At 73.4% G+C, this 18,702-nt stretch carries 16 protein-coding genes; 9 read left to right on the top strand and 7 right to left on the bottom strand.

What is annotated here, in order from left to right:
* Positions 1-40 precede the first annotated feature (40 nt).
* The gene (locus IRY44_RS08750) at positions 41-1,075 is read right to left on the bottom strand and encodes a hypothetical protein (RefSeq protein WP_194799935.1); all 1,035 of its coding nucleotides are present in this window, start codon (positions 1,073-1,075) and stop codon (positions 41-43) included.
* A 398-nt stretch (positions 1,076-1,473) separates the two neighbouring features.
* On the opposite strand from IRY44_RS08750, the gene IRY44_RS08745 reads away from it, so the two are divergent.
* On the top strand, positions 1,474-2,364 hold the full coding sequence (locus tag IRY44_RS08745; protein WP_194799934.1) for an SGNH/GDSL hydrolase family protein: 891 nt from the start codon (positions 1,474-1,476) through the stop codon (positions 2,362-2,364).
* A 55-nt stretch (positions 2,365-2,419) separates the two neighbouring features.
* Here the strand turns inward: IRY44_RS08745 and IRY44_RS08740 are convergent, their stop codons facing one another.
* Entirely contained in the window at positions 2,420-3,658 is a 1,239-nt protein-coding gene (locus IRY44_RS08740; protein WP_194799933.1) for a glycoside hydrolase domain-containing protein, read from the bottom strand.
* On the opposite strand from IRY44_RS08740, the gene IRY44_RS08735 reads away from it, so the two are divergent.
* From IRY44_RS08735 to IRY44_RS08725, 3 genes are read left to right on the top strand one after another with little or no spacing between them, the layout of a single operon-like run.
* Positions 3,642-3,845, top strand: coding sequence for a hypothetical protein (locus IRY44_RS08735; RefSeq protein ID WP_194799932.1), 204 nt, complete (start codon positions 3,642-3,644; stop codon positions 3,843-3,845). The genes IRY44_RS08740 and IRY44_RS08735 overlap by 17 nt on opposite strands.
* A 22-nt stretch (positions 3,846-3,867) precedes the next feature.
* Positions 3,868-4,020 carry a hypothetical protein gene (locus IRY44_RS08730; RefSeq protein WP_194799931.1) on the top strand — a complete coding sequence of 51 codons (153 nt, stop codon included), beginning with the start codon at positions 3,868-3,870 and terminating at the stop codon, positions 4,018-4,020.
* Positions 4,020-4,985, top strand: coding sequence for an N-acetylmuramoyl-L-alanine amidase (locus IRY44_RS08725; protein ID WP_030268833.1), 966 nt, complete (start codon positions 4,020-4,022; stop codon positions 4,983-4,985). Before IRY44_RS08730 ends, IRY44_RS08725 begins: the two co-directional genes overlap by 1 nt.
* A 57-nt stretch (positions 4,986-5,042) precedes the next feature.
* On the opposite strand, the gene IRY44_RS08720 is transcribed toward IRY44_RS08725, so the two are convergent.
* Positions 5,043-6,266: an epoxide hydrolase family protein gene (locus tag IRY44_RS08720; protein ID WP_370584897.1), complete on the bottom strand. Its 1,224-nt coding sequence runs from the start codon at positions 6,264-6,266 to the stop codon at positions 5,043-5,045.
* Between the two features lie 22 nt (positions 6,267-6,288).
* Positions 6,289-7,191 (bottom strand): redoxin, encoded by a 903-nt coding sequence (locus IRY44_RS08715; RefSeq protein ID WP_194799930.1) that lies wholly within the window; start codon positions 7,189-7,191, stop codon positions 6,289-6,291.
* Positions 7,192-7,399: 208 nt separating this feature from the next.
* Between IRY44_RS08715 and IRY44_RS08710 the strand changes: the two genes are divergently transcribed.
* Positions 7,400-9,625, top strand: coding sequence for a hypothetical protein (locus IRY44_RS08710; RefSeq protein WP_194799929.1), 2,226 nt, complete (start codon positions 7,400-7,402; stop codon positions 9,623-9,625).
* A 13-nt stretch (positions 9,626-9,638) separates the two neighbouring features.
* Here IRY44_RS08710 and IRY44_RS08705 read toward each other — a convergent pair whose 3' ends face one another.
* Both IRY44_RS08705 and IRY44_RS08700 read right to left on the bottom strand, forming a co-directional pair.
* Complete coding sequence (locus IRY44_RS08705; protein ID WP_194799928.1) at positions 9,639-10,196, bottom strand: GNAT family N-acetyltransferase; 558 nt, start codon at positions 10,194-10,196, stop codon at positions 9,639-9,641.
* On the bottom strand, positions 10,193-12,229 hold the full coding sequence (locus IRY44_RS08700) for a penicillin acylase family protein (RefSeq protein WP_194799927.1): 2,037 nt from the start codon (positions 12,227-12,229) through the stop codon (positions 10,193-10,195). The genes IRY44_RS08705 and IRY44_RS08700 overlap by 4 nt, the downstream gene beginning before the upstream one ends.
* A 226-nt stretch (positions 12,230-12,455) precedes the next feature.
* On the opposite strand from IRY44_RS08700, the gene IRY44_RS08695 reads away from it, so the two are divergent.
* The 4 genes from IRY44_RS08695 to IRY44_RS08680 are packed head-to-tail and all read left to right on the top strand — an operon-like array spanning position 12,456 to position 17,732.
* Positions 12,456-14,012, top strand: a complete 1,557-nt coding sequence (locus tag IRY44_RS08695; protein WP_228531753.1) for an aspartate aminotransferase family protein — start codon at positions 12,456-12,458, stop codon at positions 14,010-14,012.
* Between the two features lie 26 nt (positions 14,013-14,038).
* Positions 14,039-15,313 (top strand): lysine N(6)-hydroxylase/L-ornithine N(5)-oxygenase family protein, encoded by a 1,275-nt coding sequence (locus tag IRY44_RS08690; protein WP_194799926.1) that lies wholly within the window; start codon positions 14,039-14,041, stop codon positions 15,311-15,313.
* A gap of 53 nt (positions 15,314-15,366) precedes the next feature.
* Positions 15,367-15,951 (top strand): GNAT family N-acetyltransferase, encoded by a 585-nt coding sequence (locus IRY44_RS08685; protein WP_194800127.1) that lies wholly within the window; start codon positions 15,367-15,369, stop codon positions 15,949-15,951.
* Positions 15,948-17,732, top strand: a complete 1,785-nt coding sequence (locus IRY44_RS08680; RefSeq protein WP_194799925.1) for an IucA/IucC family siderophore biosynthesis protein — start codon at positions 15,948-15,950, stop codon at positions 17,730-17,732. Before IRY44_RS08685 ends, IRY44_RS08680 begins: the two co-directional genes overlap by 4 nt.
* 54 nt (positions 17,733-17,786) lie before the next feature.
* On the opposite strand, the gene IRY44_RS08675 is transcribed toward IRY44_RS08680, so the two are convergent.
* The gene (locus IRY44_RS08675) at positions 17,787-18,689 is read right to left on the bottom strand and encodes a siderophore-interacting protein (RefSeq protein WP_194799924.1); all 903 of its coding nucleotides are present in this window, start codon (positions 18,687-18,689) and stop codon (positions 17,787-17,789) included.
* Positions 18,690-18,702: the final 13 nt, after the last annotated feature.

Genomic DNA, 18,702 nt, shown 5'->3' with positions numbered 1-18,702 from the left:
TGCGGGTCGGTCCGACCCGCACACCGCGACCGGGTGTCACCTACTTGAGGAAGCGGTCCAGCGCGGCCTCGATGGTGCCGCTGTCCGGCGACGCGTACGACTTCATCGTCACCTTGTTGTAGGAGATGAAGCTCGGGCACCGGGCGGCGGGCGCGGTCACCGTGCCGCCGTCACCGACCTTCTCGCCGGTCTTGGCGGCGTGGAAGGTCAGGGTGTACCGCGAGGAGATGTAGTCGACGGTGACGACCTTGTCCTCGCTGTTCTTGTACTGGCACTTCTTCGGCGTGCCCTCGCTGCCCTCGACCATCTTGAGGCAGCCGATGACCGACACCGTGGCGAAGTCGGCCGACTTCGCGTAGTACGGCTTGGCCGAGCTGATCGTCTTCTGCGACCAGAACGACGGCCGGTCCGGGGAGTTGGAGAAGACGTACGCCTTCGAGCCCGCCGGCGCGGTGTACGGCGCGGCGTTGAGGATCGCTCCCCCGTCGCAGACCGCCGACATCTCGCTGGCGTACCGCGCGGTGATCGAGTCGTTGTTTGTGGGCCCGTCCGGCCCGGTCGACTCCGGCCCGCCCGCACTGGGGGTCGCGGACGGACTGTTGTCCGGCCCGGGGGTGGCGCTGCCCGAGGCAACCGGCTTCGGGTCCTCCTCGTCACCGTTGAAGGCGACGTAGGCGAGGCCGCCGCCGCAGCACAGCAGCGTCAGCGTGACCGCGCCGGCCGCGAGGCCGACGATGAGGCCCTTGCTCTTGCCGCCGCTCGGGGGCGGGGTGGGCGCGTACGGCGCCGACCCGGGGTAGCCCGGCTGACCCGGGTACGGCGCCGCGGGCTGCGCGCCGTACGGAGCGCCCGACCCCGGCTGCGCGCCGTACGGGGCACCCGACCCCGGCTGGGCGCCGTAGGGGGCGCCCGACGCGGGCTGCGCACCGTAGGGCGCACCCGATGCCGGCTGCGAGCCGTAGGGTGCGCCGGAGGCCGGCTGCGCGCCGTACGGGGCGTTCGGGTCGGGCTGGTTGCCCCACGCTCCGGCGTTCGGGTCCGGATAGCCTCCGTAGGGAGGGTGATTGTCACTCATCTGAGGTTCTTCCACCTGTCGTCCGTGGTTCCGGCGATCAACCACCCCGCAGCGTAATGACGCCTGCAAATTCACGATCGCCGACATTCGATACGTTCTTCACCAGCCGTGCCGGGGTCACTCCGGTGCGTGCGCGCCCGGATCCGGCATCCGCCCGCCCATCAGGCGTGACGGGCCGGGGACCGTTGTGACGCAACGGATCGACCGATCGGCGATCGACCTGTACCCGGCATCCACGACGCCGAAAAGTGTGACGTACGCGACACCGGCCGACGCCGGCGGGGCGGCGGCGGACCACATCCTGGACCGCCACTTAGTGAGGATCGTCTATATTGACGCATGTCACAGGCGCGGACAGAATCCCAGCACCACCACCAGGACCCCTCCGGGAGGGCCCCATGATCCGTCCCCGCCTGCCGCTGATGCGGACCGCCACCAGACTCGCCGCGGTCGCCGCGGCCACCGCCGGCGTGCTGCTCACCGTCGCCGCACCCGCCGTCGCCGCCGCACCCGCCGGGCGTTACGTCGCGCTCGGCGACTCCTACACCTCCGCCCCGCTCGTGCCCACCCAGGTCGACCTGAACTGCCTGCGCTCCAACCGCAACTACCCGTCCCTGGTCGCGACGTCCGCCGGTTCGTCGTCGTTCGCCGACGTGAGCTGCTCCGGCGCCACCACCGAGGACATCCTGTACGGCGGGGACGGTGCGCTGGGCATCGCGCTGCCGCCGCAGGTGAACGCCGTCACCTCGGCCACCGCGCTGGTGACCGTCCAGATCGGTGGCAACGACATCGGCTTCTCCGGCATCATCGGCGACTGCGCCGAGGCGAGCGTGAGCAGCCCGCTCGGGTCGCCCTGCAAGGACCGGTTCACCGCGGGCGGCACGGACCAGTTGCGGGCCCGGATCGCCGCCACCGCGCCGAAGGTGACGGCCGTGCTGCGGGCGGTCCGCCAGGCCGCGCCGAACGCGCGCGTGGTGGTGCTCGGCTACCCGGCGATCCTGCCCGACAGCGGGTACGGTTGCTGGCCGGTGGTGCCGATCGCCTACCAGGACGTGCCGTACCTGCGCGGGGTCCAGAAGGCACTGAACACGATGCTCGCCGACACCGCGGCGGCGGGCGGGGCGAGCTACGCCGACGTCTACACGCCGTCGATCGGGCGGGACGCGTGCAAGAGCAGCGGCACCCGCTGGGTGGAGGGACTGGTGCCGCAGAACTCCGCCGCGCCGTTCCACCCGAACGCCCGCGGTGAGCAGGGCATGGCCACCGCCCTGCTGGCGCACCTGAGCTGACAGCACGCCGTGAGCCGGCCCCGCCGAGGCGGAGCCGGCTCACGGTTCGGCGGCCTCACACCCGGGTGATGCGGACCGCGTCGGCGACCACGTAGCCGGCGCCGGCGCTCCAGCGGCTCACCCCGACCTTGTCCCCGGTCCCGGCGGCGAGCGTGAACACGCCGAGCGAGACCCAGCGTCCGCCACCGGTGCGCTGGTCGACCGCCACCGACCGGTTGCCGGTCGTGGTGGCGACCAGGTACGGGGTGCGGTCGTTGTAGCCGGGGTCGGCCGGGTACCACACCGACACCTCGTAGGAGCCGGTCGCGGGCAGGCTCGCCCGGAACCAGGCCACGTCGCTGGACGCCACCGGCGTGGCGAAGCGGTAGTCGGCGCCGTACCGCTGCCCGGAGTACGCCGACGTGCCCCACGCCGCGCCCGCGCTGAACCCGCCCGACGTGGCGTTGTCCACTGTCACGCTCCACGGCGCGGGCGTCGCCGTGCCGGCCCGGAGGTCGAGGTAGTTGCGGTCGATCTTCATGGTCACGCCGCCCCACGTCTCGGTGACGTCCCCGGCGTACTGGTGCAGGCGCTGCTGGTCGGCGTAGCGGTCGTCGGCGCAGTACGTGCCCCCGTCGGTGTCCGCGACGCCGTTCCACCAGGCGATCCAGATCTGGTCCAGGCGCAGGTACCGGGTGTCGTCGTAGGCGGCGCAGACGTCGGTGATGCCGGACGAGCCGCTGGAGTACATGCCGGCGAGGTAGCCGCGCGTGTGCAGCCGCTCGACCCAGCCGGAGAGGAAGGAGAGCACGGCGGCCCGGCAGCTCGCGTTCGACGGGTACTGCTCGACGTCGTTGTAGAGCGTGCTGCCCGCGCCGATGCCGAGCGCCGCGGCGGCGGCGGCCGCGCTGTCCGCCGCGGTCCTCCCCTGCCCGCGGGCGGTGGCCGGGTCGGCGGACATCTTCGGCGTACGGGTGCCGCACGGTGCCTGGTAGCCCAGTTCGATCGGGATGAGCCGCCAGCCCTTGCGGGTCTGGTCGGCGACCCAGGTCGCGGTCAGGTTCGGCTGGGCGCAGGTGCGGCTGGCGCCGCTGATGTAGACGCCGACCGCGCGGTACGGCGACGCGCTCAGCCAGGCGTCCATCGCGGCCTGCGACGGCGCGGTGCACGTGTCGAAGCCCTTGCCGGTGAAGGTGCCGGGCTGCGGGCCGACCGCGGCGACGGCGGCCGGCGTCCCGGCCGCGGCGGCAGGCGCGGCCGGGGCCGTGGCCGCGAGCACGGCGAGAAGTGTCAGGGCCGTGGCGATCGCTCTCATCGGCGCCCCTCCTGTGAAGGATTCCTCGCTCGACGGCGAGACTTGGGCAGGATTTCTACCACGCATCGACGAATGGCGACAGATGGCGGTGGCGAAAGTTTTCACGACGGAAACGATCATTGAAGGGTATCGACAGAACGGCGGGTGCCGGTATAGCGTGCCCGCACTCACATCCGTCGATCGGTGAGCGTCGTCACCCGAGGAGCGCCATGTCCACGTCACGATCCCCCCGTCTGCGACGCCGAGGTCTGCTCGGCGTACCCGCCCTGGTGGCAGCCGCCCTCGCGGTGGCCGTCCGTCCCGGTACGGCGCACGCCGCGCCGAAGGCCGAGTGCCTCGCCGACCTGCTCGGGGAGCAGTGATGGCCACCATTCCCTGGCTCGTGGACGTGCTGCGCGGCGCCGGCGTACAGGTCGTGGTCGAGGGCGACTGGCTCAACCGGATGCGCTCCGGTTCGTTCGACCCGATCGGCGTGCTCTGGCACCACACCGCCGCCACGTCCAGCGCCACCAACCCGCACCCGGCGCTGAACATCTGCATCAACGGCCGGTCCGACCTGCCCGGCCCGCTCTGCCAGGCGCTCGTGGACTACCACGGCGTGTTCCACGTGATCTCCGCCGGCCGGTGCAACCACGCCGGCACCAGCGGCGGCAGCGGCCCGATCCCGGCCGGGGACGGCAACACCCTGATGATCGGGTGGGAGATCGACTACAACGGCGTCGACCAGCGGATGACCACCGCCCAGTACAACGCGAGCATCGCGGCCACCGCCGCCGTGCTCAAGCGGCTCGGCCGGGACTCCAGCTACGCCCGCGGCCACCGGGAGACCAGCACCACCGGCAAGATCGACCCGTCCTTCATCGACCTGAACACGATGCGCGCCGACGTGGCCGCCAAGATGGCCGGCGGTGGCACCGGCTGGACGTCGATCGTGGACAACGCCACCGCCGGCCGGTTCACCGCCAGCGCGAGCTGGGGCACCTCGACGTACTCCGGGCAGCGCTACGGCGCCGACTACCGCTACGCGGACCCGGTCGCCGCGAGCGACGCGGCCTGGTACAAGTTCAACGTCCCGCGTACCGGCAACTACCGGGTCGAGGCGTGGTGGCCGGCGAACGCGGGCTACAACGCGGCCACGCCGTACATCGTCGCCACCACCACCGGCAATCGGACGGTGGTGGTCGACCAGCGGGCCACCGGCGGGCAGTGGCGCTCGCTCGGCACGTTCACGCTGCCGGCCGGGGACGCCAACCGCGTCGCGGTCAGCCGGTGGAGCTCCGCCGCCGGCCTGGTCATCGCCGACGCGGTCCGGCTGACCGAGGTCTGAGTCCGGGCGTACCGACGCGGCCGGGTGGGCGCCCCACCCGGCCGCGTCCGCCGTCGGTCAGCGCAGCGACCGGAAGGCCGCCCGCATCTCCTGGGCGAACAGCTCCGGCTGCTCCCAGGCGGCGAAGTGCCCACCCCGGTCCAGCGTGTTGTAGTGGATCAGGTTCGGGTACGCCCGCTCCGCCCAGCTGCGCGGCGCGAGCAGGATCTCGTCCGGGAACTGGCTCACCGCGGCCGGCACCTGGACGCCCTTGGCAGCGAAGAACGACCGCGCGTTCTGCGCGTAGAGCCGGGCCGACGACACGCCCGTGTTGGTCAGCCAGTAGAGCGTGACATTGTCCAGGATGTCGTCGCGGCTCAGCCCGCCGGGCCGCCCGGCGAAGGCGGCGCAGATCAGGTCCAGGCTGGCCGCGTCGTGGTCGAGCATGAACGTCGCCAGGCCGACCGGCGAGTCGGCGAGCGCCGTGAGCGTCTCCGGACGGGTCGTCATGATCAGCGCGTACGCGGAGTGCTTCCAGAAGAAGTCGATCCGCTCGCAGGCGGCCCGCTCCTCGGTCGAGAGCCCGGCCGGCAGCTCCTCGAGGGGGTTGTTCACGCCGGTGATGCCGCTCTGCAGCAGCGCGTCGATGTCCGGCGGCACCACGCAGGGCATGTTCGTGTGGATGCCGGCGAGTTCCGGCGGCGCCTGCACGCCGAGCATGTCGGTGATCAGCGCGCCCCAGTCGCCGCCCTGGGCCACGAAGCGGGTGTAGCCCAGCCGCCGCATCAGCTCGGTCCAGGCGCGGGCGACGTGCTGCGGGTCCCAGCCGGGCCGGTCCGGCTTGCCGGAGAAGCCGTAGCCGGGCATCGACGGGATCACCAGGTGGAACGCGTCCGAGGCGCTGCCGCCGTGTGCCGTCGGGTCGGTGAGCGGGCCGATGATCTTCAGCTGTTCGATCACCGACCCCGGCCAGCCGTGCGTGACGATCAGCGGCAGCGCGTCGGCGTGCCGGGACCGGACGTGGATGAAGTGGATGTCCAGGCCGTCGATCTCGGTGACGAAGTTCGGCAGGTCGTTCAGCCGCGCCTCGACCTTGCGCCAGTCGTACTCGGTGGCCCAGTAGCGGGCGAGCGCCTGACTCGTCTCCAGCGGCACGCCCTGCGACTGGTCGTCGACTGTCTGCCGCTCCGGCCAGCGGGTGGCCGCGAGCCGGGACCGCAGGTCCGCCAGGTCCTCCTCCGGCACGTCGACACGGAACTCGCGGATGTCGGTGCCGGTACGCGTCATGGTCTTGACGGCCACGGGCTGTCCTCCTCGGGTCGGGTCAGGGACCGAACGTGAAGACGTACGCGCGCAGACCGGGCCGCTCGGCGCGCAGGGTGAGCCGGTGCTCCCCCGGCGTCGCGCCGTCGACCAGCCGGAACATGGCCGCCCGGTCGACCCGGGCCCGGCCGTCCGGTCCCACGTCGGTGCCGCGCGCGTCGGCTGCCGGTTTCCCGTCCAGCAGCACCCGAACCACTACCGGTCCCTCCGGTCCCGGGTCGGCCACCAGGTTCACCTCACCGGCGGTGAACGGCAGGACCAGTTCCGCACCGGCGCCGCCCGTCTCGACGTACTCGCCCTCGACCCGCCAGTCGCCGGTCAGCTCGTACGTGCCGGGCACACCCCGGTCCGCGCCGAGATAGGTCTCCGGGGTCATCCCCGCGTACGTGGGCTGCGGGCCGGTCACGAACGCGGTCACCTCCGGGGTGACCGGCGGCAGCGCGGGAGTGGGCGTGGCGGCCTCGACCAGCCGCCGGATCAGCGACTCGGTCCGGTCGTAGCCGCCCTCGCCGACCCAGCGGTCGGCCAGCCGCCCGTCGGCGTCGAAGAGGTACCTCGCCGGCCAGGCGTCGTTGCGCAGGGCACGCCAGAACGTGTAGTCGTCGTCGATCGCGATCGGGTAGGTGAGCCCGTGGTCGCGGATCGCCCGGTCGATGTTCTCCGGAAGCCGGCCGAAGCCGAACTCCGGCGCGTGCGCGCCGATCACCGTGAGCCCCAGGTCGCGGTAGTCACGGTGCCACGCCCGCACGTACGGGGAGGTGCGGATCCAGTTCACGCAGGTGTACTCCCAGACGTCCACCAGGACCACGCGCCCACGCAGCTCCTGCGGCGTCAGCGGCGCCGAGTTCACCCACCGGCTGACGTCGATCGGCGGCAGCCGGGTCGCCGCCGTGACCCCCGTCATCCGGGCGCGCCGCGCGGTGATGGTGTGCCGGTCATCCGATCTCCCTCCCGAGTACGTCCGGCGGCGGTTACCCGGACGGCGGGGCTTCGAACGGACGTCCGCCGGGCCCGCGCGGGCGTTTGCCTCCGGCCCGGCCGGGTAGGACGCTGCGCCACCCGAGGGCGGGCCGTGCAGGCGGCGTGGGCGGCCGGGACGTCGCGGAGGGTCGATGACGGCTGGACCAGGGCGGGCGCAGGCCCCACCGGGCGAGGTGGTGGAGCTGCGGGTGCACGGGGTCTCCGCGGGCGGGGCCGCCGAGGTGCTGGGCAGGCCGCTGGTCCGGCAGGTCGCGGGCGACCGCAGCGCCGGCTTCTACCGTCCCCGTCCGGACCTGGCCGACGGGCGCGGCGCGAGCGGGGTGACGCTGGAGGCGTACCAGTGGAACGACCTGCCGTCCGGCACCGCGCTGCGTACCCTCTCGCTGCTGTTCCTGATGCCCTTCATGCTGCTCAACGTGGCCGTGTGGATGCGGCCGGGGGACGCCGTCGGCGGCACGGTGGTGCGGGCGCTGTGCCGGGTACTGGGGTTGAGCCTGACCGCGCTGTACGTGCTCGCCGGGGCCGGGGTCGCGCTGGACCTGGTGGCCTGGCAGTGCCTGTCCGTCCCGGCCTGCGTCGCCGACCGGGAGTGGCTGTCCTGGATGGGCGGCCGGCCGGTCGGGCTGCGGCTCGTGGTGCTGGCGCTGGTCCCGTCCGCCGCGGTGAGCCTGGTCTGGTGGGGCGCCCGGCGGCCGGGCCGCTCGTTCACCGCGTTCCGGGCGCCGGAGCGAGCGTCCGCCGGGCCCCCGCTGAGCACGATCGGCCAGTGGGACACCGAGCCGCTGATGGGCCGGCTGCGCTCGATCCACATCGCGGCGGCCTTCGCCACCCTCGACGGCTGTCTCCTCGCCGCCCGGGCCGCGCAGGGCGTCCCGCCCACGGTGGCGGTGCTGCTGGCGGTCACCGGCGCGGTGCTGCTCGCCTGCCTGGTCCTGGTCTGCGTGCCGCCGCTCGTCGACCGGGCGCCCACCGACCCGCGACGCGACCGGGTCGCCCGGGTGCTGCGCGGCACCGCGATCGGGCTCACCGTCGTGGTGGCCGGGTACCTGCTGTTCGCCCCGGCCCGCTGGCGTACCGGCGGCGGGCTGCCCGGCTACGGCTCGATCCTGACCTGGCTGCTGGTCACGCACGCGGTACTGCTCGGCGGCCTGGCCGCGGTGCTGATCTGGCACCGCCTACGGGTCCGCGGCCACCAGCCGCCGAACGGCCTCGGGGCGCTCGTGGTCGCCGCGGCGGCGGGCGGGCTCGCGGTGGCGTACTCCGCCGAGCTGGTCCAGCGCACCGCCGACCTGCTGGACCGGGGCGTGTCCCCGGCGGACGACATACCGGGTCCGGCGCACGCGTACACCTGGGCGATCTACGGCTTCTTCCGGGCGCTGCTGGTGACCCTGGTGGTCGCGGCCGTGGTGGCGCTGGTGTCCAGGCGCGGCCGGACGCGGGCCGCCGAGGCGATCGTCGAGCGGGACTTCCCGTCGCCGCCGGCCGAGGCGGCGCCCCGGCTGCGGCAGGTCCGGACGATGATCGTGCGGGCCCGGTTCACCGACCTGCTGGTGCCGCTGGCGGTGCTGTTCGCCGTCATGGCCGGACTGGGCGCGGCGACCACCGCGATGGCGCTGGTCCGTCCCGATCCGGGCGAGACGCTGGAGCACCGCACGCACGTGCCGGCGGAGCTGGTCATGTTCGGTATCGAGGTGGGCGGGGTGGCGATCTCGGCGGCGGTGCTGGCCCTCATCCTCGCCGGGATCTTCGCCTACCGCAGTCCCGGGTTCCGGCACCACGTCGGCGTGCTCTTCGACCTGGCCACGTTCTGGCCCCGGGCGGCGCATCCGTTCGCACCGCCCTGTTACGCCGAGCGGGCCGTGCCGGAGCTGGCCCGGCGCATCACGTACCTGGTGCACAGCGGCAACGGGGTGCTGCTCTCCGGCTACAGCCACGGCTCGGTGCTCGTCGCCGCCACCGTTCTGCAACTGCCGGCGGAGGTCAGCTCGCGGGTCGCCCTGCTCACCTACAGCTCGCCGCTGCGCCGGCTCTACGCCCGGCTGTTCCCCGCCTACGTCGGCGGCGAGATGCTGCGCGGGATCGGCGGCCGGGTCGGCTGGCGGTGGCGCAACCTGTGGCGCGACACCGACGCGCTGGGCGGCTGGATCTTCTCCCCGCACCGCCCGGACGAGCCGGCCCGCGTCACCGGCCCGGAGGCGACTGTGGACCGTCGTCTCCGGGATCCGGAGAGCCTGGTGGCCCCGCCCTGGGACAGCGTCCCGCCACCGATCAAGGGTCATCTCCCGTCCGAGGACGACCCGGCGTACGCCGAGACGGTGCGGGATCTGGCCGGGCGGCTGCGCGCCGCCGGGCCGTGACGCGGGCCGGGTGTCACGCCGCCGGGTGGTCCGCCTCGAACCGTTCCCGGGTGAGGAACGCCAGCCTCGCCCGCTTGTCCGGCATGTCGATGTCGGGGCCGAACGTGAAGCCCTCGATGCGCAGGCGGCGCAGCATGGCGTCGTTGCGCACGTCCGGCTCGACCACCACCCGGCGCGCGGCCGGGTCGCGCAGCAGGAACCGGATCAGGGCCGGGAAGACCGCGCCGGTCAGCGAACCCGGGTACGGCCGGGGCGCGTCGAGCAGCAGATGCGTCCCCACGTCGCCGGGCTGCACCGGGTAGCGCTCGCCGACCGGGTCCGCCTCCGGCTGGTAGGTCTGGAACAGCCCGATCGGCTCGCCGTCGAGCCGGATCAGGTACGCGTGGTGGGTCTCCAGGCCGTCGACGAACGCGTAGATCTCGCGTACCTCGTCGACGGTGTGCGACCCCATGCCCCAGAACCGGTTGCGGGGCCGGATCACCCAGCCGTGCAGCAGGCCGGCGTCCCGGTCGGGGCGTACCGGCTCCAGCGCCAGCTCGCCGAGGCCGGGGATGCGCTCCAGGTGGATCACGTCGTCTCGTCTCCCGTCAGGGGGCCGGCGGGCACCGGGATCAGCGTCCCGGCGGCCCAGTGGGTCAGTTGGTCGGCGAAGTGCGCGTCGCCGGGGCGCCCGGACGCGCCGAACGGGACGATCCAGCGGCTGGCCGCCCGGTCGGTCAGGTCCCACACGTAGCGGGCCACCGGGCCGCGCCAGCAGGCGTCCGACACGCCCGGCACGCTGGAGGTGGCCAGCACGCAGTCGGTGTCACCGGCCAGCGCCACCCGCCGCCGCATCGCGGTGACCGCGTCGGTGACCGCCGGGGCGACGCCCAGGTGCACCGGGTGCAGCAGGTGCCGGCCGCCCCACTCGCCGGGCGGCGGGCCGGCGGCCACCTCGGCCAGCGCCTCGGCCGCCGGTTCCGCGAGGTCGAGCGCGGCGGCCAGGTGGTCCAGCGCCAGGCCGATCCGGGCGGCCGGGTCGGTCCAGGGGGCGAACAGCTCGTCGAACCCGCACGGCTCGTCGAGGGCACGCAACCTCGGGTGTACGCGCAACCGCCGGGCCAACGCCGCCCGCCAGGCCGCGTACGCGCCGGCCTCGGCCGAGCCGGCCGCCATCGCCCGGTCCCATCCGCGCAGCCGCAGCAGCAGCGCGCGGGCGGGTTCGTCGAGCCGGCCCGGGTCGAGCCGGTCGAGCAGCCGGTACAGCGGGCCGGCCGGGAGCCGGTCGTCGGTGTGCACTGTGGACGCCTCGGCGCCCTCGGCGAGCAGCGCGCGGATCCGGCGCGCCCGGTGCGGCGGAGCGAAGTCGACACCGTGCGCTGCGACGTCGTCGCGCCGGTCGTTGGCGCACACCGCCGCGCCGTCGACCGGTTCGTCCACGAGCGGCAGGTAGTCGCCCCGCCACCGGTAGGCCGGTTCCCAGGCCGGCACGGGTTCGCGGCGGCAGCGTTCGTCGCGTACCGGGACCAGGCCGGCGACCAGACGGCGGACGCCGCCCTTGGTGTCGGCGGTGAGCACGCTGTTGACCGGCTCGACCCAGTGGCGCAGCGCGTCGGCGACGTCGGCGGCGCGCCGGGCGCGCAGCAGCGGCAGCAGCGCCTCGAAGCCGAGCCGGGCCTCCACCCGGCTCGGGGCGCGCAGCGCGATGGCCTCGCCGGTGACCCGGTCGTGGTCGATCACCGGCCCGCGCGGCGTCTCGATCACCTCGACCGTCTCCGGGTCGCCGCCGCGGACCTCGATCTCCTCGACGTGACGCGCGACCGGGGTCCAGCCGTCGGCGTCGCGCGCCAGCACGCGGTCGCCGTCGCGGCGCAGCCGCTCGCGGTAGAGGTCCTGGTAGTCGGCCATCGCGTTGGTGACGGCCCAGGCCACGTGGCCGGTGTGGCCGAAGTGCGGCAGGCCCGGCACGCCGGGGAAGGCGAGACCGACCACGTCGAACTCCGGGCAGGCCAGCCGGACCTGCTGGTAGACGCCGGGCAGTTCGAGCAGCCGGTGCGGGTCACCGGCGATCAGCGGGCCGCGCCCGGTGGCCGGGTCGGCGGGCAGCGCCCAGGCGTTGCTGCCGGACGAGGCGGGTCCCTCGACCGCGAACAGTCCGGTGGCCTCGGGGCCGAGCGTCCGGGCCACGTGCGCGTGCCAGAGCTTGTTCGGGAAGGTGGAGAACAGCACGTGCTGGACGAGGAACACGCCGAGCGGCGACCAGGGGCGCCAGGGCTCGGGCGCGGCGCCGGTGGCGGCGAACTCGGGTGCCGCGGCGGCGCCCTCGGCGAGCCCGGAGTTGACCCCGTCGACGTACGCCCCGACCCACCGCCGGGTATCAGGGTCGAGCCGTTCGTAGCAGCGCCGGGCGGTGTCGTCCAGCCGTACGCGGCGGGCGAACCGGTCCCACGCCAGTTCGGCCGGGCCGACGTGGGCGGCCAGGCGACCCTCGGCGCGCCATCGTTCGACGCTGAGCTGCCAGGCCCGGTCCAGCGCGGCGACACGCCCCTGCAGACGCGCGAGCGCGTCGACGTCGCCGGCCCACAGCTGGGGCACGCCCCACTGGTCGCGATCGACGTGTGTCATCGTCTCGCGCCACCTCGGCGCGCCGGGCGACGGTTCCGTTCGACAGTCAACTTAGGATAACCTCCCCTAACCGAGGGCGACCTTACCGCGACGCGGACGGGGCGCCAACCGGCGGCACATCCGGGACAAAGCATCCCGAGTCGCGCTTGATAGTTAGGCCAGCCTAACCTAACCTGATCGCCGCGGCTCTGGCCGCGTCCTGTCCGTACGACCGCTGGGATGTCGCATGAGTTCGATCGGGAGCCCGACCGGCGCCGCGCCCGCCGACACCGGCCGCGCCGCCGCCACGGCACGCGGCCACCTGTTCAACGCCGGCTCGCTCGGGCGCTACCGGGACGTGCTGGCGCGCGGCGTGGACCGGGTGGCCCGCCGGGTGGCCGAGGCGGACCGTCCGTTCACCGGCGTCACGCCCGAGGAACTGGCCCCGCTCGTCGGCGCCATCGACCTGGACCGGCCGCTCGGCGACACCGACGCCGCCCTGGACGAGCTGCACGACGTGTGGCTGCGCGACGCCGTCTGGTTCCACCACCCGCGCTACCTGGCCCACCTGAACTGCCCGGTGGTCATCCCGGCGCTGCTCGGCGAGGCGGTCCTCAGCGCGGTCAACTCCTCACTGGACACCTGGGACCAGAGCGCCGGCGCGACGCTGATGGAGCGCCGCCTGATCGAGTGGACGGCCGGGCGCATCGGGCTCGGCGCCGGCGCCGACGGGGTCTTCACCAGCGGCGGCACCCAGTCGAACCTCCAGGCGCTGCTGCTGGCGCGCGAGGAGGCGTACCGCACGGTGGTGGGCGGCACCGGCGGCCGGCCGGACCGGCCACAGGTGCTGTCCCGGCTTCGCGTCATCACCTCCGCAGCAGGGCACTTCAGCGTGCAGAAGGCCGCCAAGCTGCTCGGCCTGGCCGCCGACGCGGTGCTCACCGTGCCCACCGACGCGAACCGCCGGATGAGCACCGACGAACTGGCCCGCGCGATCGACAGCTGTCACCGCGACGGTCAGGTGGTGATGGCCGTCGTCGCCACCGCCGGCACCACCGACTTCGGCACCGTCGACCCGCTGCCGGAGATCGCCGACATCTGCGCCGCCGCGGGCGTCTGGCTGCACGTCGACGCCGCGTACGGCTGCGGGCTGCTGGTCTCCCCCACCCGCCGGCACCTGCTCGACGGCATCGAACGGGCCGCGTCGGTGACTGTGGACTACCACAAGTCGTTCTTCCAGCCGGTCAGCTCCAGCGCGCTGCTGGTCCGCGACGGCCGGACGCTGCGCCACGCCACCTGGCACGCCGACTACCTCAACCCGGCCCGCGCGGTCGAGCAGGGCATCCCGAACCAGGTCGACAAGAGCATCCAGACCACCCGCCGGTTCGACGCCTGCAAGCTCTGGCTGACCCTACGGATCATGGGGCCGGACGCGATCGGCGCGCTCTTCGACCAGGTCGTCGATCTCGCGGCGCAGGCGTGGCGGCGGCTCGACGCCGACCCGCGCTTCGAGGTGGCCGCGCCGTCGCAGCTGAGCACAGTGGTCTTCCGGTACCGGCCCGCCGGCCTCGCCGCCGACCTGGTCGACGAGGCCAACCTGTACGCCCGCGAGGCGCTCGCCGCCTCCGGCGCGGCACTGGTCGCCGGCACCCGGGTCGACGGTGCCCACCACCTGAAGCTCACAGTGCTCAACCCGGAGACCACAGTGGACGACATCGCCCACGTGCTGGACCTCGTCGCCGACCACGCCGCCTGGTACGCCCGGACCGCCACCGCCACCGAGCTGTCCTGCCCGGTCGGCTGACCCCCGTCGAGGAGAACGAGAACCCCATGTCGACCCACGACTTCATCGCCGTCGGGCTGGGCCCCTACAACCTCGGACTGGCCTGCCTCACCGCCCCGATCGACGACCTCGACGGACTGTTCCTGGAGGCGCGGGACAGCTTCGACTGGCATCCCGGCATGCTGCTCGAATCGACCCGGCTCCAGACGCCGTTCATCGCCGACCTGGTCACGCTCGCGGACCCGACCTCGCCGTACTCGTTCCTGAGCTACCTGAAGGAGACCGGCCGGCTCTACCCGTTCTACATCCGGGAGAGCTTCTTCCCGCTGCGCGCCGAGTACAACGACTACTGCCGTTGGGCCGCCGCCAAGCTGCCGAACCTGCGCTTCCGGCACGCCGTCACCGCCGTCGAGTACGACGAGGCCGACGACAGGTACGTGGTGCACGCCGACACGCCGGACGGGCCGGTCACGCACCGGGCCCGGCACCTCGTGCTCGGCACCGGCACACCGCCGTACCTGCCGCCGGCCTGCACCGGGCTCGGCGGTGACATGATCCACAACTCGCGCTACCTGGAACACCGGGAGGCGCTGCGGGCCAAGGACAGCATCACGATCGTCGGCAGCGGCCAGAGCGCCGCCGAGATCTACCACGACCTGCTCGGTGACATCGACACGTACGGCTACCAGCTCACCTGGGTGACCCGCTCGCCCCGGTTCTTCCCGCTGGAGTACACAAAGCTCACGCTGGAGATGACCTCACCGGACTACGTGGACTACTTCCACGCACTGCCCGAGCCGACCCGCTACGCGCTGGAGGCCGCGCAGAAGCCGCTGTTCAAGGGCATCAACGCCGACCTGATCAACGACATCTACGACCTGCTGTACGCCAAGAGCCTGCCCGGGCCGGTGCCCACCCGCCTGCTCACCAACACCGAACTGGTCGAGGCGGCGTACACCGACGGTCGCTACCGGCTCGGGCTGCGCCACACCGAGCAGAACCGCGCGTTCACGCTGGACACGCAGGGGCTGGTGCTGGCCACCGGCTACCACTACCGGGTGCCGGAGTTCCTCGCGCCGGTACGCGACCGGCTGCGCTTCGACGCGCACGGCCGCTTCGACGTGGCCCGCAACTACAGCGTCGACCACACCGGCCGCGGCGTGTTCCTCCAGAACGGCGGCACCCACACGCACAGCATCACCTCGCCCGACCTCGGCATGGGCCCGTACCGCAACTCGTGGCTGATCCGGGAGATGACCGGCCGGGAGCACTACCCGGTGGAGAAGACCATCGCGTTCCAGGAGTTCGGAGTACCGGCATGAGCGAGCGCACCGAGCGAAGCGAGGGCCGCGAGCGCATGCCCAAACAGCCCGGCATGACCAGCTTCACCCGCATCGACGACGCGCTGGGCGAGTTCACGCTGCGCCCGCTGGACCCGGACGCCGACGCCGCGCTGCTGCACCGCTGGGTGACCCATCCCAAGTCCGCGTTCTGGCTGATGCAGGACGCCGACGTTGACGCGGTCGCCGAGGAGTACCGGCGCATCGCCGACCACCCGCACCACGACGCGTACCTGGGGTCGTGGCGCGGCAGCCCGGCGTTCCTGGCCGAACGGTACGACCCGGCGCACGTCGAGCTGGCCGGCCTGTACGACCCGGAGCCCGGCGACGTGGGCATGCACTTCCTCTGCGCACCCGCCGACACGCCGGTGCACGGCTTCACCCGTGCCGTCATCACCACCGTGATGGCCTGGCTGTTCGCCGACCCGGCGACCCGCCGGGTGGTGGTGGAACCGGACGTGCGCAACACCGCCGTGCACGCACTCAACGCGGCAGTCGGCTTCACCGTCGTCGGCCCGATCCGCAAGCCCGAGAAGGAGGCGCTGCTCAGCTTCTGCACCCGGGACCAGTTCCGGGCCGCCACCGGCGCGCCCACAGGCGAGAAAGGGGCACCGGCGTGAACGCCAGCGCATCCGTGGACCACCTGACCCCCGAGGCGTGGGCGACGGCAAACCGGCTGCTGGTGCGCAAGGCGCTCGCCGAGTTCGCCCACGAGCGCCTGATCACCCCCGAGCCCGACGGCCCGGGACGGTGGCTGGTCCGCAGCGACGACGGCGCCGTCGAGTACCGGTTCGCGGCGCAGCGGCTGGCGCTGGACCACTGGGAGGTCGACGCGGACAGCATCGTGCGCCGCCGCGACGGCGCTGACCTGCCGCCCGACGCCGTGGACCTCTGCGTGGAGCTGCGCGGCGCACTCGGCCTCACCGACGCGATCCTGCCGGTCTACCTGGAGGAGATCACCTCCACGCTCGCCGGGACCGCGTACAAGCTGGCCAAGCCCGCAGTGAGCGCCGCCGAGCTGGCCGCCGCCGGGTTCCAGGCGATCGAGACCGGCATGACCGAGGGACACCCCTGCTTCGTGGCGAACAACGGCCGCATCGGCTTCGGCGTGCACGAGTACCACGCGTACGCCCCGGAGGCCGCCGCGCCGGTACGGCTGCTCTGGCTCGCCGCGCACCGCGACCACACCACGTTCACCTGCGCCGGCGACCTGGACTACGACACGCTGATGCGGGCCGAGCTGGGCGAGCAGACGCTGGCCGGGTTCACCGCCACGCTCACCGGGCTGGGCCTGGAACCGGCCGACTATCTGTTCGTCCCGGTGCACCCGTGGCAGTGGTGGAACAAGCTCGCCGTCACGTTCGCCGGTGAGGTGGCCCGGCGCCGGCTGGTCTGCCTCGGCGAGGGGCCGGACGAATACCTCGCGCAGCAGTCCATCCGGACTTTCTTCAACGTCAGCGACCCGGCGAAGCACTATGTGAAGACCGCGCTGTCGGTGCTGAACATGGGCTTCATGCGTGGCCTGTCCGCCGCGTACATGGAGGCGACGCCGGCCATCAACGACTGGCTGACCGGGCTGATCGAGGGCGACCCCGTGCTCAAGCGCACCGGTCTGTCGATCATCCGGGAGCGGGCCGCAATCGGCTACCGCCACCGGCAGTACGAGACGGCGACCGACAGGTACTCCCCGTACCGGAAGATGCTGGCGGCGCTGTGGCGGGAGAGCCCGGTACCCGGGCTGGAACCCGGGCGGCGGCTGGCCACCATGGCCTCGCTGCTGCACCTGGACCGCGACGGGCGGTCGCTGGCCGCGGCGCTGATCGACGAGTCGGGGCTGGCGCCGGCCGACTGGCTGCGCCGCTACCTGGACGCCTACCTGGTGCCGCTGCTGCACAGCCTGTACGCCTACGACCTGGCGTTCATGCCGCACGGCGAGAACGTCATCCTGGTGCTGCGCGACGGCGTGGTCGAGCGGGCCGTGTTCAAGGACATCGCCGAGGAGATCGTGGTGATGGACCCGGACGCGGACCTGCCCGAGCGGGTGGGACGGATCCGGGCCGCCGTGCCCGAGGGCGAGAAGATCCTGTCCATCTTCACCGACGTCTTCGACTGCTTCCTGCGGCACCTCAGCGCCACCCTGCACACCCGCGGCGTGCTCGACCAGGACGAGTTCTGGCGCACCGTCGCCGCGTGCGCCACCGACTACGCCGCCACGGTGCCGCACCTGGCCGACCGGATGCGCCGGCACGACCTGTTCGCGCCGGAGTTCACGCTGTCCTGCCTCAACCGGCTCCAGCTGCGCAACAACCAGCAGATGGTGGACCTGTCCGACCCGTCGGCCGCGTTGCAGTTCGCCGGCACGCTGGTCAACCCGCTCGCCCCGTACGCGCCGCGCGCATGACGAAGCGGGCCGGCGCACCATGCGCCGGCCCGCTTCGCACAGCGGTGGAGACGATCAGTTCTCCGCGCGACCGGCCCGCCAGTAGCCCATGAACGCCACCGCGCGCCGGTCCATGCCCCGCTCGGTGACCAGGTGCCGCCGCAGGCCGCGGATCACCGCCGCCTCCCCGGCCAGCCAGGCGTAGAGCGCCGCCCCGTCGGGCCGCTCCGGCACCTCCCAGAGGATGTCCCGGTCCACGTCCACCTCGGCCAGCGGCGCGGCGCCCGCCGCGACCGGCACCGGCACCAGCCGGCCGGCCAGGCTCGTCACGGCCGGGGTGAGCCGGCTGCCGTGCGGGGCGCCGTCGCGGGGCAGCCAGGTCACCGTGACGCCGGCCGGGGCCGCGCAGGGCAACTCGTCACCGGTCTCCGGCACCTCCACCAGCGCGTGCCCGCGCGCCTCGGCGGGCAGCCGCTCCAGGATCGCGCAGATCGCCGGCGCGGCGGTCTCGTCGCCGGCGAGCAGCAGCGTCGCGCCGGCCGGCGGCTGGAACTCGACGCCGCCGTGCGGCCCGTCCCAGCCGGCATCCGGGCCGACCACGGCGATCCGGTCGCCGAGGCGGGCCCGCCGGGCCCACCGGGTGGCCGGGCCGCCGTCGCCGTGCAGCGCCATGTCCACGTCCACCTCGTATGCCTCCGGCCGCACCGCCCGCACCGTGTAGGTGCGGATCGGACTACGCAGCCCGTCCGGCAGCTCACGCCACCGCGGGAACCAGTCCGGCCCGTCGGGCAGTTCCCCCGGCGCCCCGTCGACCGGCGGCAGGGCCAGCTTGATCCGCTGGTCGTACCCGTTGTCGGCGAACCGGTCCAGGTCCGGGCCGGTGAGCGTCACCCGCAGGAACGACGGGCCGAGCCGCCGCAGCGCGCGGACCTCGACGGTGAAGACTCGCCAGGGCGCGACGGCCAAGGTGCTGGTCATGCGTCATTCCTCT

The sequence above is a fragment of the Micromonospora sp. ANENR4 genome (genome assembly GCF_015354395.1).
GTDB lineage: Bacteria > Actinomycetota > Actinomycetes > Mycobacteriales > Micromonosporaceae > Micromonospora > Micromonospora aurantiaca.
The sequence above is the reverse complement of the archived record's forward strand: the minus strand, read 5'-3'. Positions and strand labels throughout refer to the sequence as shown.

Bases quoted from the DNA above. Each gene is read 5' to 3' on its own strand.
- IRY44_RS08750 (WP_194799935.1), bottom strand. From the start codon at position 1,075: ATGAGTGACAATCACCCTCCCTACGGAGGCTATCCGGACCCGAACGCC.
- IRY44_RS08745 (WP_194799934.1), top strand. From the start codon at position 1,474: ATGATCCGTCCCCGCCTGCCGCTGATGCGGACCGCCACCAGACTCGCC.
- IRY44_RS08740 (WP_194799933.1), bottom strand. From the start codon at position 3,658: ATGAGAGCGATCGCCACGGCCCTGACACTTCTCGCCGTGCTCGCGGCC.
- IRY44_RS08730 (WP_194799931.1), top strand. From the start codon at position 3,868: ATGTCCACGTCACGATCCCCCCGTCTGCGACGCCGAGGTCTGCTCGGC.
- IRY44_RS08725 (WP_030268833.1), top strand. From the start codon at position 4,020: ATGGCCACCATTCCCTGGCTCGTGGACGTGCTGCGCGGCGCCGGCGTA.
- IRY44_RS08715 (WP_194799930.1), bottom strand. From the start codon at position 7,191: ATGACGGGGGTCACGGCGGCGACCCGGCTGCCGCCGATCGACGTCAGC.
- IRY44_RS08710 (WP_194799929.1), top strand. From the start codon at position 7,400: ATGACGGCTGGACCAGGGCGGGCGCAGGCCCCACCGGGCGAGGTGGTG.
- IRY44_RS08700 (WP_194799927.1), bottom strand. From the start codon at position 12,229: ATGACACACGTCGATCGCGACCAGTGGGGCGTGCCCCAGCTGTGGGCC.
- IRY44_RS08695 (WP_228531753.1), top strand. From the start codon at position 12,456: ATGAGTTCGATCGGGAGCCCGACCGGCGCCGCGCCCGCCGACACCGGC.
- IRY44_RS08690 (WP_194799926.1), top strand. From the start codon at position 14,039: ATGTCGACCCACGACTTCATCGCCGTCGGGCTGGGCCCCTACAACCTC.
- IRY44_RS08685 (WP_194800127.1), top strand. From the start codon at position 15,367: ATGACCAGCTTCACCCGCATCGACGACGCGCTGGGCGAGTTCACGCTG.
- IRY44_RS08675 (WP_194799924.1), bottom strand. From the start codon at position 18,689: ATGACCAGCACCTTGGCCGTCGCGCCCTGGCGAGTCTTCACCGTCGAG.